Source organism: Rossellomorea sp. ABR4_004 (genome assembly GCF_056159585.1).
The window spans coordinates 34,890-50,262 of sequence record NZ_JBSWVM010000002.1 but is presented as its reverse complement, the minus strand read 5'-3'; the positions used below and the strand labels follow the sequence as shown (position 1 = coordinate 50,262).

Genomic DNA, 15,373 nt, shown 5'->3' with positions numbered 1-15,373 from the left:
CAAGCCGTGATACCCTAAAAGTTGTTAGGGGGAGTGAAAATGAAGAAAATGCTTATTGCTATCTTTATCAGCACTCTGGCGGGATGTTCGTACAATGCTCAAGAGGAGGAAAAAGAAGTGATTTTCACCTATATAAAAGAAGGATATATTGAAGAAGTTGAAACGTTAATTGATGAAGGTGCCGATATTAATCAACAGGATGCCCTCGGTAGAACGCCTGTAATGCTTGCGACGTATCAAAATAACCCGGATATGGTTCGTTTGCTTATTGATAAGGGAGCTGATATTCATTTAAAGGATGAATTAAAAAACAATCCCTTTCTGTATGCTGGTGCAGAAGGAATGAATGACATTCTGCTTCTGACGATCGAAGCAGGAGCAGATCCTGCTTTAGTAAATCGATATGGCGGAACTGCGCTTATTCCAGCTGCGGAAAAAGGTCACGGTGAGACCGTCAAACTTCTATTGGAAAAAACAAACGTCGATATCAATCATGTAAATGACCTTGGCTGGACAGCCTTGATGGAAGCCATTGTATTGAGTGATGGAGGAAAGGTGCATCAAGAGATTATTGCCACATTAATCGAGTATGGTGCCGATGTAACGATACCTGATCAGGAAGGAAAATCACCAATTGAGCATGCCAGGGAAAGAGGTTTTGTTGAAATTGAGAAGATGCTGCTTAAAGCCGGAGCGGTTAAAGTATCATGAAATACAAAGGGCAGTTCGTAAGAATAACCCTGCAAAGCTTTCAATGGCTCATGTTTTTGATCGGAACGTCGATTGCTCTTCCGATTGTAATTGGTAGTGTGTTTGGATTAAGTGAGACCGAGATATCAGGGTTAATGCAAAGAACGCTTTTCCTGGTTGCTCTAGGCTCCATTCTTCAGAAAGTAATTGGACATTCCCTTCCGATTATTGAAGGACCGGCTGGATCCTGGGTAAGTGTCTTTGTTATTTTGGCTGGCTTTTCTAAGCAAATTGGCCTGTCGGTGGAAGAATCACTATCACTTGGCATGGGCTCACTTGCTTTAGCAGGATGTATACTGATTCTCATGGGATTAGTGAAAAACAAATCATTTTACGAAAGAGTATTTCCACCTTTAGTTTCAGGTGTTTTTTTATTACTTCTAGCGATTCAGCTTAGTGGCATCTTTTTTAAAGGGATGATCGTACAAGAAGAAGGAGTTGTTGATTGGAAACTGACGATGCTTGCCATATTCGTTTTTGTCTTTATTGTCATTCTGTCAATTAAAGCAAAAGGATGGGGAAAGCAGTTTTCACTCTTAATCGGTATCATCGTTGGCTGGGGTGTGTTCGCCCTGTTCGGTGGTGCTTCCAACCCTGTTGGCCAGAGGGAACTTAATGGTGTAGCTTTCCCAGAACTATTTTCATGGGGACCACCTGCAATCAATGGCACTATCATAACTGCGACTATTCTGTTTTCTTTTACGCTCATTCTAAACAATATTGCAGCCATTGATTCGATGTATGAGGTATTTGATGGAAAGAAAATCAATAAACAAGACAGTATAAGAAGAGGGTTTATCATCGGAGGAATCAATCATTGGTTATCGTCCATTTTTTCTGCTCTTGCCATTGTGCCCTTGCCGGTTACATCAGGCTTCGTACAAACGACGAAACAAAGAAATGGTCTTCCATTTCTTATAGCAGCAGGCAGTTTATTACTTATTTCCTTTATGCCACAAGTGGTGCATGTAGTGTCCACTTTGCCTGTAGCCGTCGCGAGTGCAGCATTGCTTTCGACAATCGTGAATATGTTTAACATTTCTTTAAAAAAGATTACTTCTAATGAGTTGAATCACAGGGAGTTATCCATCATTAGTATTTCACTTTTGGGCGGCACTAGTCTCTTCTTTCAATCTCCGGATCTTTTCGAAGATCTTCCAAGTTCCCTTCAAATTGTCATGAGTAATGGTTTGATCGTCGGGACAGTTGTGGTGATTGGTCTTAATTTAATATGGCGCAATAACTAAAAAAACTGGCCATGGCCAGTTTTTTTAGTTTATGAATTAGTTGGAGCCGGGTTTATCATTATATCCAGCAGTGAAAATCGCTACTAAGAACGCTAAAGATACACCTATAATCATTATAGTACCCATGTTGGTAACCTCCCAGTTTCACTTATTCCACAGTCTGTCTTTAGTATAGCCTATTTTTTATTTGATGTGAATGAAATCGTTTAATTTTTTGTTGATCTGTGACAGCTTGGCTGATTGATAATAGAAGCATTATTTTTTCAAAAGTCTCATTCTGCTGTTTATAGTGAATACTGAACCTTTGTCTGTAATAAATATATCTTGTTAACATGTTCAGGTGAACAAGCGCATAGAGTATATTAATCGTCTCTCATTAAGCGACAGGGGGAGGTCCTTATGGATATTTTAAAAAAAATCGAACATTATCGAGAAGAAGAAGAGAAACTGAAATGGGAAGGGACGTTTGCTCAGTATTTAGACCTGCTGAAAGAGAAGCCTTGGGTTGGGCAATCCGCTCATTCAAGAGTCTTTAATATGATTAAGGATGCCGGAGTTGAAGAGGTCGAAGGGAAAAGAAAGTATAAATTCTTCAGCAATCAATTATTTGGCTTAGAAGAGGCGCTGGAAAGACTCGTTGAAGAATACTTTCATCCTGCTGCGAAGCGATTGGATGTCAGAAAGAGAATCTTGTTATTGATGGGGCCAGTCAGTGGAGGGAAATCAACTCTTGTTTCCATGCTGAAACGCGGGCTGGAACAATATTCCCGGACTGAAAGAGGAGGCGTCTTTTCAATCAAAGGCTGTCCGATGCACGAAGATCCGTTGCATCTGATTCCTCAACATTTACGTGAAGATTTTTACAACGAATATGGCATTCGCATTGAAGGAAATCTCTCTCCGTTAAATACTATGCGTTTGGAGAAGGAATATCATGGCCGCATAGAAGACGTTCAGGTCGAAAGAGTCTTTTTCTCTGAAGATAAACGTGTCGGAATCGGTACGTTCAGTCCATCTGATCCAAAGTCACAGGATATTGCCGATTTAACAGGAAGTATCGACTTCTCCACGATTGCTGAATTTGGTTCTGAATCAGATCCACGGGCTTACCGATTCGATGGTGAGTTAAATAAAGCAAACCGTGGATTGATGGAATTCCAGGAAATGCTGAAGTGTGATGAAAAGTTCTTATGGCACTTATTATCCCTTACTCAGGAAGGAAACTTCAAGGCAGGGCGGTTTGCACTGATTTCAGCTGATGAGCTAATTGTGGCCCATACGAATGAAACTGAGTATCGATCCTTCATTTCAAACAAAAAAAATGAAGCCTTACACTCACGTATTATCGTTATGCCGGTTCCTTATAATCTGAAGGTCACCCAGGAAGAGAAAATATATGAGAAAATGATCAACGAAAGTGATGTGTCGAACGTACACGTGGCCCCTCATACGTTACGGGTTGCGGCGATGTTCACCATTTTGACCCGATTGAAGGAACCTAAGCGCGGTGATATTGATTTAATCAAGAAAATGCGCTTGTACGATGGTGAAAATGTCGAAGGATTTAACTCCGCTGATGTGGATGAAATGAAGAAGGAATACCAGGATGAAGGAATGAGCGGAATCGATCCGCGTTATGTCATTAACCGGATCTCGTCTACGATCATTCGAAAAGAAATCCCTACTATTAACGCTTTAGACGTTCTTCGGGCTTTGAAAGAAGGACTGGATCAACATCCATCAATTACGAATGAACTTCGTGATAAGTATTTGAACTTTATCTCCCTGGCCCGTAAGGAATATGATGATATCGCTAAGAAAGAAGTTCAGAAAGCCTTCGTGTATTCATATGAAGAGTCTGCGAAAACGCTTATGGATAACTATCTTGATAACGTTGAAGCTTACTGCAATAAGGCGAAGCTTCATGACCCATTAACCGGTGAAGAAATCAACCCGGATGAAAAGCTGATGCGTTCCATTGAGGAACAAATCGGTATTTCAGAAAATGCGAAGAAAGCATTCCGTGAAGAAATCCTTATCCGTATCTCAGCCTATGCACGTAAAGGAAAGCGATTTGACTACAATTCACATGATCGCTTGAGAGAAGCTATTCAGAAGAAGCTATTCGCTGACTTGAAGGACGTTGTAAAAATCACGACATCATCGAAAACGCCAGACGAACAGCAGCTGAAGAAAGTCAACGAAGTGGTTGCCCGCCTCATCGATGAACATGGCTACAACTCAACATCCGCAAATGAATTACTACGCTATGTGGGCAGCCTGTTGAATCGTTAATAGAAATGAAATCGGGAGGTGCTAAATACACCCCCCGATTTTTCTATGTGGTTTAATTTTTTCTTGTAAGGGGAAAAGTAGTAGCCAAGAGGTGAAAGGTATGAGCAAAAACAAACATGAACTGGATAAAAACTATGAACCTGAAAATGGCTCCATGGCATCTGATATGGAAGAAATGGAGCAGCTGGGAAAGCAAATGGACAAGCTAAGAACGAATGAAGAGCTGATAGAGGACAAAAAGCAGCCGGATCCCGTCCAGTATAAAGAAAAAGACAAGGAATAGTTGACGGAAAACTCTGAATATAATAGTCTATAGATAGAGAGCTGGGCCCATTATCTTACATGAAAGTGGGTGGAGAGGATGCCTTCTAAACCTCATCGTCGAGAAGAAGCAGAACCTCTTAACGGAAGTATGGCCTCCAATATGGAGGAAGTCATTAAGCTAGGGAAGCAGATGGAGAAATTACGTTCCAGTGGCGAATTAAAGATACACAATCGAGTATCAGACCCGGCTCAATATGAAGAGGAAGCTTAATCAGGTGATTCTGCCTGGTTATTTTTTTTGAGGAAATCGGTCATTCACGGACATAGCACAACCTGTCAGAAAAATAGGCTCGTCCAACCTTAAAAGAACGTTTAATTGTCGAAATTATTTGTAAATTTATCAATACTTCTGCATAGGATAGAGTAATCCCCGTTTCACTTCATGGGATACATGCAGTTTAGACAGTCAACATAGTGTATGCAGGAGAATGAAGAAATGTGAAAAAACTTTAAGGAGGGGAATAATTTGAGTCAAATGGATAATCATCAGTTTGTCATTTCCAAGGAAGATTGGGCCCTCCACCGCAAAGGTCACGATGATCAACAAAGACATCAAGAGAAAGTACAGGATGCGATTCGAAATAACTTACCTGATTTGATCACGGAAGAAAACATTGTCATGTCAAATGGTCGAGACGTCGTCAAGATCCCGATTCGTTCTTTAGATGAATATAAAATTCGTTATAACTATGATAAGAATAAGCACGTCGGGCAAGGTGACGGTGAAAGTCAGGTAGGAGACGTCATTGCAAGAGACGGCTCACCGCAGCAGCAGGGTCCTGGTAAAGGTCAAGGGGCCGGAGATAAAGCCGGTGAAGATTACTATGAAGCAGAAGTGTCGATGCTTGAGATTGAAGAAGCCTTATTTAGCCAATTGGAACTTCCGAACCTAAAGAAGAAGGAGCAAGATGTTCAAACCGTCGAGCACATTGAATTCAACGATATCCGTAAAACAGGCCTAATGGGGAATATAGATAAAAAGAAGACGATGATGTCTGCCTTTAAGAGGAATGCCATGAAAGGAGCACCAAGCTTTCATCCGATATATACCGAAGACTTGAAGTTCAGAACGTGGAATGAAGTATTAAAGCCTGAATCCAAAGCAGTCGTATTGGCTATGATGGATACGAGTGGATCCATGGGGGTATGGGAGAAATATATGGCAAGAAGCTTTTTCTTCTGGATGACACGTTTTTTGAGAACAAAATATGAAACCGTGGAAATTGAATTCATCGCACATCATACGGAGGCCAAAGTGGTATCAGAAGAACACTTCTTCTCGAAAGGGGAAAGCGGAGGAACCATCTGTTCATCAGCTTATCGCAAAGCGTTGGAACTAATCGATGGAAAGTACGCTCCAAGCCGATATAATATCTATCCGTTCCATTTCTCTGATGGGGATAACCTGACGTCTGATAACGTACGTTGCGTCAAGCTTGTAGAAGAATTAATGAAAGTATCCAGCATGTTCGGTTACGGGGAAGTGAACCAGTATAACCGCCACTCCACCTTGATGTCTGCCTACAAAAATATTAAAAACGAAGATTTCCGTTATTACATTCTCAAACAGAAAGCCGATGTATTCCATGCCATGAAAAGTTTCTTCCACAATGAGCAGGAAAAAGCATTCGCTTGAGAAAAACCAGCCGATGAGCTGGTTTTTCACTGTCATCTACTTATCTATTTACATATGAAAATAGTAGGTTATTCTGTATTTATAGTGCTAGAATAAAGAGAGGTACTTTTAAAAACATTCTATAAGTGGTGAGGTTTATCATGACAAATGAAAAGAAAGAAATTCAACAACTCAAGAATGAAATTAAAGAATTAAAAGAACAGCTGATTCAATCAGAACAGCTGATCATGGATATTTCAGCACCAATTATCCCCTCCATCGTCCCGGAAACCATCTTGATCCCCATAACCGGCAGACTGAGTCCGGAACGTTTTGAAAGGATCATTTCCAAGATATTAGACGTCTCGTACGGTGGGGATATCAACACAATCATTGTAGATTTCTCAGCCATATCAGAGAAAGAAATCGGGGAAATGGACATCTTCGGCACCTATATCCATAACATGGCCAAGGCCATTGGATTAATGGGAATCGAAACCTTATTTGTAGGATTTACTCCTGCCCTTACTCAAGTGATGATCAACTCAGGAGTGAGAGAGCTTAAAGGGATTAAAAGCTTCCTCACATTCCGTACAGCTTTGCAATATTTGATGAGGGAAAAGGAACTTACCTTCCAGAAGATCAATGAGTAAAAGAATCAGCCTGCATGGTTGGTTCTTTTTATATTTATGGAAATAAGCCTTCATGTTTGTTGAGTGATAGGGGATGCTACTTTTATCAGACTTAAAAAGGATTTGAGTAGCTTATGGTTGATTTCAAGGACTTGGGAATCGTGGCACTGAGGATTTTTACGATACTTCCATTTATGATTTTTGTCACTTTGTATATGGGGAAACGTTCCATTGGGGAGTTGCCGGTATTTGATTTTTTAGTGGTTCTCGTGTTTGGTTCTGTTGTAGGGGCAGATATTGCGGACCCGAGCATCAAACATATCCATACCATTGTCGCAATGATATTAATAGCCATATTACAAAAAGTTTTGACCAAAATGAAAATTTCTTCAAGAAAAGTAGGTAAACTGCTTTCATTTGAACCTACGGTGGTGATTGAAAATGGTAAGGTTTTAAAAGAAGAATTAAAGAATACCGGTTATACGATTGATAATATCCTGATGCTTCTTCGGGAGAAAGAAGTATTCTCTCTGCAAGATGTGGAGATTGGAATCATTGAATCGAATGGGAGTTTATCGATTCATAAGATTCCCCCAAAACAAACGGTTACAGTGGAGGATGCCGGAGTGATGAAGCGGACGAGCCTTGCATTTCCTCTTATTGTAGACGGTGTATTGCATACGGATGTTTTAGATAAATTAAATGTTGAAGAAAAATGGGTTCGGGATGAAATGAGAAAAGAAGGTTTCACGGCAATCCATGAAGTATTCTATGCCTCCATCAATGTAAGAAAAGAAATCCATATCGTGAAAACATCTGATATTCATACGTATCCTCATTTTTTTAACTGAGCATTCATAAAAGAAAAGAGCTGTAGTGTAGAGTATACTATAAGTAAAAAAGGTGATCCCTGTGAAAAAGATACTCAAATGGACTGCCATTGTTCTTCTTGCAGTTGTCCTAATAGGTGGCCTTGGATTTTACTTCTGGTCAGAACAAACGTATTCAGCTACAGAAGAATTATTAAAAACAATCATAATCGAAGAAGATCCATTAATTGAAGAAAAAAAAGACTGGCTTATTTTTCATCCCGAGGAATCTAACAGCAAGGGCCTTATTCTATATCCAGGAGCAAAGGTGGAAGTCGAGGCTTATGGGTATTTAGGGAAGTCACTTTCTGAGAAGGGATACACAGTCGTCATACCAAGGATGCCCTTTCATATCGCTTTTTTTGGTATAGGTGAATCTGAAAAAATTATAAACAGTTTTGATGAGGAGCTTGATTGGTATATGTCAGGTCACTCATTGGGTGGAGTAGCGGCTGCTACATATGCGTATGATCATCAAGATAAGATAAAAGGGGTTATTTTCCTGGCATCCTATCCAACAAACTCAACTGATTTTTCTGAAAGCGATGTTCCTTTTCTAAGTATCTTTGCAGAGAACGATGGGCTTACTACAGAGGATGATATTGAAGAAAGTAAAAAAATATTACCCCAATCAACGGTTTTCCACGAAATTGAAGGGGGAAACCATGCAGGCTTCGGAATGTATGGGAAGCAAAAAGGAGATCTTGAAGCATATATTTCCCCGAGGGACCAGCAAGATGAAATCATACGTACGATGGATGAATGGTTAAAGGAGCATTGATTTCATGATGAAAGCTGTTGAGCAGACTCAGCAGCTATTTTTGTATGTCAAGATAAAGGAATCCTGATGTAGAAGGTAGTATATATAAAATAGAAGGAGGTTCGATTCAGATGGAATTTATCTATGTGTTAAAGCTTATCCCGCGTTTACATAAAGAAGAAAATTGGACGACAGCGGATGAAGACATTGTTCAACATCACTTCCAGAGGCTTAAAGAATTCACGGAAGCAGGAGTGGTAATCCTTGCCGGCAGAACATTGAATGAAGAAGAAAATGCTTTTGGAATCGTTATTTTTGAAGCGGAAGATGCGGAAAAGGCCAAAGCGTTCATGAAGGAAGATCCTGCGGTAAAAGAAGGAATCATGACTGCAGAGCTGTTTCCTTACAGAGTGGCCCTTTCGAGATAGGAAACCAATACTGAAATAGAGTAGGAGAAGGTACGATGGAAAAGTGGATAGAAGAACTGTTTACAGAGGAACGATTGGCTGAAGCTGCCTTACGATATAGTTGCAATACTGCTCAAGCGAAGAAACTCGGAGACTTTGAAAACTATGTGTATGAGGTGCATAAGGGAGACATCCCCTATATCCTACGCCTCACTCACAGTTCTCATCGGTCAGAAAGAGAAGTGGAAGCTGAACTAAAATGGATTAACTACTTACATAAACACGGAGTGAATGTATCATTAGTCAATCATTCTGATAAAGGAAAGCTTGTAGAAGTCATCCAAGCAGGAGATACATATTTCTATGTGTGTTTGTTTGATAAAGCTCCAGGAAGTCCCGTGAAAGTGAATGATCCGTTATTCGATAATGAATTATTTTATAAATGGGGGAAAATGACAGGGCATATGCACAGGGTAACAAAGGCATACGGGCAGGATGACATTCACCGTCTTCGCTGGGATCAGGATGATGTACTGGACTATAAGAAATATTTATCTGAAGAAGACAAGTACATACTTGATGCTGGTCAAAAAAATATGGAGATGATTAAAAGCTTTGTGGAAACAAAAGATACTTTTGGGCTCATTCACTCAGACATCCATCCAGGGAACTTTTTTTACCATGAGGGTGACCTTCATGTGTTTGACTTTGACGATAGTACACAGTTCTTTTTTATAAGTGACGTGGCCATCCCTCTTTACTATTCCGTGTGGTGGAAGTTCAGAAATGAGAACTTGGATACCCGCAGCCAATTCGGCGAAAGGTTTCTCCTTTCATTTATAAAAGGATATTTGACGGAGTGTGATTTAGAAGAAGAGTGGGTGGCCAGAATCCCTCATTTCCTGATGCTCAGGGATTTAACACTGTATTCTGTTTTCCATAAAAAATGGGACCTTGAGAATTTATCCGAGGTCGAGGAGTCGCTTCTTTCTCAGATCAGGGACAGATTGCTCCATGATGAACCAATCGTCGACCTGGACTACGGTGAAATTATTGAAAAAGCGAGGGCAAAATGATTTGGGCACTGCTTATTACAGGTGTGATTATCGGGTTATTAGTCCGTCTTATGAGAACCACCTTTAAGAGTGGATATGGGATGTCTGAGGATTTATTTGATCAGCCCCAGTATGTGAAGACATGCAACCATTGTCACGGTAGGATACCAAAAGAATATCCAAAATCTCTTTGTCCCTATTGCGGAAAGCTCGTCGAATGAAAGAATGGTTTGAAGGATTTCTCCTTCGAGCCTTTTTTAATGGCGTTTCATTTTATATGTTGAGTTAAATTTGGTATGATGCTAAAGACTGTTTACATACAAACTGATGAGGTGAAGAAATGGATAAAACCATTGGGTTTATTGGGTGCGGAAATATGGCACAAGCGATTATGGGGGGGATATTGAAATCCGGGTTGGTGGATGAGCATTCGGTTTTAGCGAGCGCCAGAACTCAGGAAACGCTGGATAAAGTAGCAGGGGAATTTGGAGTGGGGGTTACCAGTGATAATGTAAGTGTAGCAGCCTTTTCGGATATTTTGTTTTTATCAGTGAAACCTGACCAATATCGGAGCATTATCGAATCGATAAAGGATTCCCTGAAAGAGGATGCCATCATCATTACGATTGCAGCGGGTATCACCATTGAACGGATGGAGAGTCAGCTTTCTGAATCAGTGAAAATTGTCCGGACTATGCCAAATACCCCGTCTCTTGTAGGAGAAGGTATGACGGCCTATTGTGTAAATAATGAAGTAACGGAAGAAGATCTTGCAGATGTACAAGCCATTTTAGAAAGCTTCGGAAAGGCTGAAATGGTAGAGGAAAGCCTGATGGATGCCATTCCGGCAGTAAGCGGATCTTCTCCCGCGTATGTGTTTATGTTCATAGAAGCACTGGCTGATGGAGCGGTTCTGCAAGGTATCCCCCGCAAGCAGGCCTATCAGCTTGCATCCCAGGCTGTACTTGGAGCAGCCAAAATGGTTCTCGAAACGGGCACTCACCCAGGAGAACTGAAAGATGCCGTTTGCTCACCAGGAGGAGCAACGATTGAAGCGGTATCAGCTCTGGAGAAGAATAATTTTAAAGGAGCCGTATTAACGGCTATGGAAGCATGCAGCCAAAAATCGAAGTCCCTGGGTGAGTAGGGTGGAAAGCATTGACAAATCCTCAGGACTGGTGTAGTTTGTACATACAAACATAAACGGAGGTCGAGGATAGTGGAAGATCAATTCTGTAACTGTCTTTATTTCTCTGCCAATCACTTGGCAAGAATGATGAACAAGATGGCGGAGGAAGAGTTTGCGCCGATCGGCTTGTCTCCCACATATGCATTTTTGTTGATGACCTTAAAGGATAAAGACGGTCTAACACAAAAAGAGCTCAGCGGAGCTTTGAATATCGCGCCTTCAACAAGTACCCGATTTGTAGATAAATTAGAGATGAAGGGTCTTGTTACACGTAAGAACAAAGGAAAGCTGGCGATTATTGCCCTGACGGATAAAGGCTATAGCATGCAAGGTGACATTTCTCAGTGTTGGAAGAACTTGTTTAAACGCTATGCAGAAATCATGGGTGAGGAACAGGCACGTAAGCTCACGAGTGATGTGAATAAAGCGAATGTAATATTGGAAAATAAAAAATAAATTTTTTTAGTCTTTTTGTTGTATGTACAAACAAATGATGATATTATTTGTACATACAAATAAGGAGTGATAGAAATGAATACATTAGTTTTAGTTGGACATCCAAATTTACAGGAATCACGAATGAACAAAGCCTGGACAGAACGTTTGGAAAAAGAAGAGAGCGTTACAGTGCACGATTTATATAAGGAATATCCAAACATGGACATTGATGTTGAGAGAGAACAAAATCTTTTGTTGGAACATGACCGAATCGTCTTCCAATTCCCATTCTTTTGGTACAGTACACCAGCGATCTTAAAAGAATGGCAGGATAAGGTGCTGGAATACGGTTGGGCTTATGGAGCAGATGGAACGAAGCTTCACGGAAAAGAATTCTTAGTTGTGACTTCAACCGGCGGTCCGGCAGGGGCATATCGATCAGGAGGATTCAATCACTATTCCATGAGCGAACTGTTGAAACCACTGCAGGCTACTGCTAACTTAACGGGAATGGCATTCTTGCCTGCTTATGTTGAGCATGGGGTTAGAATGTTAAGTAATGATGAAGTGGTTGCGTCTGTCGAGAGAGTGATAGCCCATGTAGTAAATCCAGAGTTGAAGTTTGGACGATAGTTTGGGGAGAGCTCATTCGATTTAGGGATGGGCTCTTTAGTATATTTATGAGTGAAGAGGTAATGTTTAAAGACGGATAAATAGTGGAAAGCGAGGTCCGTCCCTCTCTACTATATTCAAACTGCCAAAGTATTGGTATACTTTGGCAGTTTGTTGTTTATCGGGTTTGGTATTCTACTGTCAAGATGGCTGTGACGCCGATTTGTCCTGGTTGCACGGTGGTACTTTCTTCAGCGGCTTTCACAAATCCAGTTGTTACAAAAGGGGTGGCCATTGGGCTTGATTGCTCTGTGATGGATATTGGCTGGGGACCTAGCTGTTGCCCCGATTGGCTCGATAATGTGAGTGCTTTTTGGTATGCCTTTTGATATGCGGAAGTAAGGGCTAACTGATAGGATTCAATAGGATTTGAATTGACAAATTGAATGTTTTCTACCCGATTCGCTCCGCTCTTTATGGCATCATCCATAATCGCACCCACTTTTTCAATATCTTTTAAAGTAACGCGAAATACTTGGCGAACCTCATATCCTGTAAAAATTTGTTTCCCGTCCTCATAATTGTATTGCGGGAATACTTGATAGGTGGAGGTTTGAATATCTTTTTGTGACACACCGTTATTCAATAGTGATTGTACGACTTGAGTGGATTGTTGTTGGTTCTGGTTTTGTGCCGTTTCAAGTTCTTCATCTTTCGTGACAACACCGATAGAGACAATGGCTTGATCGGGATCCACATAAAGTGTATGCTCTCCAGTTACAGTAATCGTCCCATTGGTGTTGCCGGTTCTATAGTAAGGATATGAATACATGAGCAAACCTACACGCAAGTAAAGGATTCAATTTTATCTAAATCGATGCCGAAGTATACCCATGTGAATCCGATCCATCTCCACCCGGCAATGGAACGGCGCCCAACAAAGACAGGATAAAACCAGAAAGCATCTCTTCGTAACCAAATATACGTGTAACGGAATAAACATCTTCTGATGGCACCCGGGTCTACTGCAAAGACACTTGGTCCACCTTGTGTTCCTTGCATCACCGTTTTTTGTGGTTGGAAGTTCGGTGGTGGTCCGGGTGGTGGTTGATTTTGTCCGCCTTGCCCTCCTGCAGGTGGTGGTGAGCTTGGTGCGCCTTGTCCTCCACCAGGAAAGCCAGGAAAGCCAGGAAAGCCACCGCCCGATCCTTGACCTCCACCAGGAAAGCCGGGGAACCCGCTACCTCCCCCAGGAAAACCAGGGAATAGTTGTCTGTAATCGTACATAGAAGAACCTCCTCATAAAGAATTCTCTTTATCATATGAGGAGGTCCAATGGGCGTGCGTGTCTAATCATTTTAACGAAGGGAGTGAATCAAGAATTCATCGCTTTTTTCATCACATTTTTTAGCGTCTCTGCAGAGTGATCGAATTGAGCTTTTTCTTTGTCACTTAACGGAAGCTCGACGACTTTTCTGATACCCTCACCATTAATGATGGCAGGGACACCGATGTATATGTCTTCCTGATCATATTCACCTTCAAGGAGGGAAGAAACGGTTAAAATGCTATTTTCATTGTTAAAGATCGCTTTGGTAATCCTGGCAAGACCCATGGCAATGCCGTAATAGGTTGCGCCTTTCCGTTCAATGATGTGATAGGCTGCATCTCTTACATTGACGAATATTTCATCGAGCTGTTTCTGAACGTCATTCTGGTGGAGATCAATCAACTCACTTAAATGACTTGCACCTACAGTCGTGTGGCTCCAAACTGGAAACTCCGTGTCGCCATGTTCTCCCATAATATAGGCGTGAATATTCCGTGTATCAATATCAAAATGCTCTCCGACTAAGTAGCGAAGTCTGGCTGTATCGAGGATCGTTCCTGATCCGATGACTCTTTCTTTCGGAAGACCGGAAAACTTCCACGTTGCATACGTTAAGATGTCGACAGGGTTCGTCGCCACCAGGAAAATGCCGTTGAATCCACTATTCATGACAGAGTCTACAATGGTTTTAAAGATTTTCACATTCTTTTCCACAAGGTCCAAACGGGTTTCACCCGGCTGCTGGTTCGCTCCTGCCGTAATCACGACCAAGTCAGCGTCCTTACAATCACTGTAATCTCCTGCAGATATTTTCATAGGGGAAGCGAATGCAAGACCATGATTTAAATCACGTGCATCACCATCCGCTTTCTCCTTATTCAAATCAATCATCACAAGCTCATGTGCGATTCCTTGATTCAGAAGAGCAAAGGCATAACTTGAACCTACAAATCCCGTACCGATTAAAGCTACTTTGTTTGTACATTTGATTGTCATACGTCATCACCTATCCACTAAATATTTGTGAAAAATTGGTCACACCAATTTACCAATGGCCAGATAAAAATAAAGTAATAAAGCTTTAAGTATATGAATCTAGATATTGTGAAATTATTCACATACAAATAATAACACGAAACACATTGATATTCTACTCTGAAATATAGCATAACATACATAAATGTGAATAAGTTCACAAACTTGTCATACAAAGAAATGGACCCAGGTCCTTCCCTCAAAAAAAAGGGTTTTTTCTGATGGGTGATGAATGTATAAAGAAAGAGGAGAGGTATGGGAGGTGTGTGTATGAATGTCAGGAGTGGGGATTTATATATCCGTCCGTTAGAGGAGGGGGATAAATACACGTTGGCAAGGTGGTTGCAGGATCCAGTGGTGCTGGAGTTTTATGAAGGGAGGGACTGCCCATTCACTCTTCAGATGGTGGAAGAGAAGTTCCTGGCAGAGAGGGACGTCTTGGGTTGTCTGGTTGAGTACGAGGGGAAAGAAATCGGTTATCTCCAGTATTATCAACTAGATGAAGAAACAATGATACGATATGGTTACACGAATTTAGATGAAGTGATTTACGGTACGGATCAATTCATTGGAGAAGCGACATATTGGAACAGGGGAGTAGGGACGAAACTCATTCGAGCTGTAGTAGAGTACTTGCTTCAGAAGGAGGGTGTCCACCGCCTCGTGGTGGATCCCATGACTTGGAACACCAGAGCGATCCGTTGCTATGAGAAATGTGGATATAGTAAAGCAAGAATACTGCGGGAGCATGAGCTTCATGAAGGCGAACATCATGATTCCTGGTTGATGGAGTTCATTCCCGAATAAATGGGAGA

18 protein-coding genes are annotated in these 15,373 nt (G+C 41.2%); 15 read left to right on the top strand and 3 right to left on the bottom strand.

The features are described from left to right. The first annotated feature begins 39 nt into the window (after positions 1–39). From ACXAF2_RS13045 to ACXAF2_RS12980, 14 genes are all read left to right on the top strand, one after another. Positions 40–711, top strand: coding sequence for an ankyrin repeat domain-containing protein (locus ACXAF2_RS13045; RefSeq protein ID WP_475139269.1), 672 nt, complete (start codon positions 40–42; stop codon positions 709–711). Continuing rightward, complete coding sequence (locus ACXAF2_RS13040; protein WP_475139268.1) at positions 708–1,997, top strand: purine/pyrimidine permease; 1,290 nt, start codon at positions 708–710, stop codon at positions 1,995–1,997. The genes ACXAF2_RS13045 and ACXAF2_RS13040 overlap by 4 nt, the downstream gene beginning before the upstream one ends. A 399-nt stretch (positions 1,998–2,396) precedes the next feature. Then, positions 2,397–4,292 carry a PrkA family serine protein kinase gene (locus tag ACXAF2_RS13035; protein ID WP_044337899.1) on the top strand — a complete coding sequence of 632 codons (1,896 nt, stop codon included), beginning with the start codon at positions 2,397–2,399 and terminating at the stop codon, positions 4,290–4,292. Positions 4,293–4,392: 100 nt separating this feature from the next. Continuing rightward, positions 4,393–4,575, top strand: a complete 183-nt coding sequence (locus tag ACXAF2_RS13030; RefSeq protein WP_475139266.1) for a hypothetical protein — start codon at positions 4,393–4,395, stop codon at positions 4,573–4,575. 78 nt (positions 4,576–4,653) lie between these two features. Beyond that, the gene (locus ACXAF2_RS13025; protein WP_148968243.1) at positions 4,654–4,827 is read left to right on the top strand and encodes a hypothetical protein; all 174 of its coding nucleotides are present in this window, start codon (positions 4,654–4,656) and stop codon (positions 4,825–4,827) included. A 264-nt stretch (positions 4,828–5,091) separates the two neighbouring features. Continuing rightward, complete coding sequence (gene yhbH, locus ACXAF2_RS13020) at positions 5,092–6,252, top strand: sporulation protein YhbH (RefSeq protein WP_475140386.1); 1,161 nt, start codon at positions 5,092–5,094, stop codon at positions 6,250–6,252. 140 nt (positions 6,253–6,392) lie between these two features. Beyond that, positions 6,393–6,884 (top strand): STAS domain-containing protein, encoded by a 492-nt coding sequence (locus ACXAF2_RS13015; protein ID WP_475139265.1) that lies wholly within the window; start codon positions 6,393–6,395, stop codon positions 6,882–6,884. A 113-nt stretch (positions 6,885–6,997) separates the two neighbouring features. Beyond that, the gene (locus ACXAF2_RS13010; RefSeq protein WP_475139263.1) at positions 6,998–7,714 is read left to right on the top strand and encodes a DUF421 domain-containing protein; all 717 of its coding nucleotides are present in this window, start codon (positions 6,998–7,000) and stop codon (positions 7,712–7,714) included. Positions 7,715–7,775: 61 nt separating this feature from the next. After that, the gene (locus ACXAF2_RS13005; protein ID WP_475139261.1) at positions 7,776–8,513 is read left to right on the top strand and encodes an alpha/beta fold hydrolase; all 738 of its coding nucleotides are present in this window, start codon (positions 7,776–7,778) and stop codon (positions 8,511–8,513) included. A gap of 110 nt (positions 8,514–8,623) precedes the next feature. After that, positions 8,624–8,920: a YciI family protein gene (locus ACXAF2_RS13000; protein WP_475139259.1), complete on the top strand. Its 297-nt coding sequence runs from the start codon at positions 8,624–8,626 to the stop codon at positions 8,918–8,920. 35 nt (positions 8,921–8,955) lie between these two features. Next, entirely contained in the window at positions 8,956–9,975 is a 1,020-nt protein-coding gene (locus ACXAF2_RS12995) for a phosphotransferase enzyme family protein (protein ID WP_475139258.1), read from the top strand. A gap of 319 nt (positions 9,976–10,294) precedes the next feature. Then, positions 10,295–11,101, top strand: a complete 807-nt coding sequence (gene proC / locus ACXAF2_RS12990; protein WP_475139257.1) for a pyrroline-5-carboxylate reductase — start codon at positions 10,295–10,297, stop codon at positions 11,099–11,101. A 72-nt stretch (positions 11,102–11,173) separates the two neighbouring features. Next, positions 11,174–11,599, top strand: a complete 426-nt coding sequence (locus tag ACXAF2_RS12985) for a MarR family winged helix-turn-helix transcriptional regulator (protein ID WP_475139255.1) — start codon at positions 11,174–11,176, stop codon at positions 11,597–11,599. 75 nt (positions 11,600–11,674) lie between these two features. Next, complete coding sequence (locus tag ACXAF2_RS12980; RefSeq protein ID WP_475139254.1) at positions 11,675–12,214, top strand: NAD(P)H-dependent oxidoreductase; 540 nt, start codon at positions 11,675–11,677, stop codon at positions 12,212–12,214. Between the two features lie 157 nt (positions 12,215–12,371). On the opposite strand, the gene ACXAF2_RS12975 is transcribed toward ACXAF2_RS12980, so the two are convergent. From ACXAF2_RS12975 to ACXAF2_RS12965, 3 genes are all read right to left on the bottom strand, one after another. Beyond that, positions 12,372–13,025 (bottom strand): SIMPL domain-containing protein, encoded by a 654-nt coding sequence (locus tag ACXAF2_RS12975; RefSeq protein WP_475139252.1) that lies wholly within the window; start codon positions 13,023–13,025, stop codon positions 12,372–12,374. An 8-nt stretch (positions 13,026–13,033) separates the two neighbouring features. Next, complete coding sequence (locus tag ACXAF2_RS12970; protein WP_475139250.1) at positions 13,034–13,480, bottom strand: hypothetical protein; 447 nt, start codon at positions 13,478–13,480, stop codon at positions 13,034–13,036. 88 nt (positions 13,481–13,568) lie between these two features. Continuing rightward, a complete protein-coding gene (locus tag ACXAF2_RS12965) occupies positions 13,569–14,519 on the bottom strand; it encodes an L-lactate dehydrogenase (protein WP_475139248.1) in 951 nt (316 codons plus the stop codon). Positions 14,520–14,828: 309 nt separating this feature from the next. On the opposite strand from ACXAF2_RS12965, the gene ACXAF2_RS12960 reads away from it, so the two are divergent. Then, positions 14,829–15,365, top strand: coding sequence for a GNAT family N-acetyltransferase (locus ACXAF2_RS12960; protein WP_475139246.1), 537 nt, complete (start codon positions 14,829–14,831; stop codon positions 15,363–15,365). Positions 15,366–15,373 lie beyond the last annotated feature (8 nt).

Coding starts and splice junctions, on each gene's coding strand:
- ACXAF2_RS13045 (WP_475139269.1), top strand. CDS start 40: ATGAAGAAAATGCTTATTGCTATCTTTATCAGCACTCTGGCGGGATGT.
- ACXAF2_RS13040 (WP_475139268.1), top strand. CDS start 708: ATGAAATACAAAGGGCAGTTCGTAAGAATAACCCTGCAAAGCTTTCAA.
- ACXAF2_RS13035 (WP_044337899.1), top strand. CDS start 2,397: ATGGATATTTTAAAAAAAATCGAACATTATCGAGAAGAAGAAGAGAAA.
- ACXAF2_RS13030 (WP_475139266.1), top strand. CDS start 4,393: ATGAGCAAAAACAAACATGAACTGGATAAAAACTATGAACCTGAAAAT.
- ACXAF2_RS13025 (WP_148968243.1), top strand. CDS start 4,654: ATGCCTTCTAAACCTCATCGTCGAGAAGAAGCAGAACCTCTTAACGGA.
- yhbH (WP_475140386.1), top strand. CDS start 5,092: ATGGATAATCATCAGTTTGTCATTTCCAAGGAAGATTGGGCCCTCCAC.
- ACXAF2_RS13015 (WP_475139265.1), top strand. CDS start 6,393: ATGACAAATGAAAAGAAAGAAATTCAACAACTCAAGAATGAAATTAAA.
- ACXAF2_RS13010 (WP_475139263.1), top strand. CDS start 6,998: ATGGTTGATTTCAAGGACTTGGGAATCGTGGCACTGAGGATTTTTACG.
- ACXAF2_RS13000 (WP_475139259.1), top strand. CDS start 8,624: ATGGAATTTATCTATGTGTTAAAGCTTATCCCGCGTTTACATAAAGAA.
- ACXAF2_RS12995 (WP_475139258.1), top strand. CDS start 8,956: ATGGAAAAGTGGATAGAAGAACTGTTTACAGAGGAACGATTGGCTGAA.
- proC (WP_475139257.1), top strand. CDS start 10,295: ATGGATAAAACCATTGGGTTTATTGGGTGCGGAAATATGGCACAAGCG.
- ACXAF2_RS12980 (WP_475139254.1), top strand. CDS start 11,675: ATGAATACATTAGTTTTAGTTGGACATCCAAATTTACAGGAATCACGA.
- ACXAF2_RS12975 (WP_475139252.1), bottom strand. CDS start 13,025: ATGTATTCATATCCTTACTATAGAACCGGCAACACCAATGGGACGATT.
- ACXAF2_RS12970 (WP_475139250.1), bottom strand. CDS start 13,480: ATGTACGATTACAGACAACTATTCCCTGGTTTTCCTGGGGGAGGTAGC.
- ACXAF2_RS12965 (WP_475139248.1), bottom strand. CDS start 14,519: ATGACAATCAAATGTACAAACAAAGTAGCTTTAATCGGTACGGGATTT.
- ACXAF2_RS12960 (WP_475139246.1), top strand. CDS start 14,829: ATGAATGTCAGGAGTGGGGATTTATATATCCGTCCGTTAGAGGAGGGG.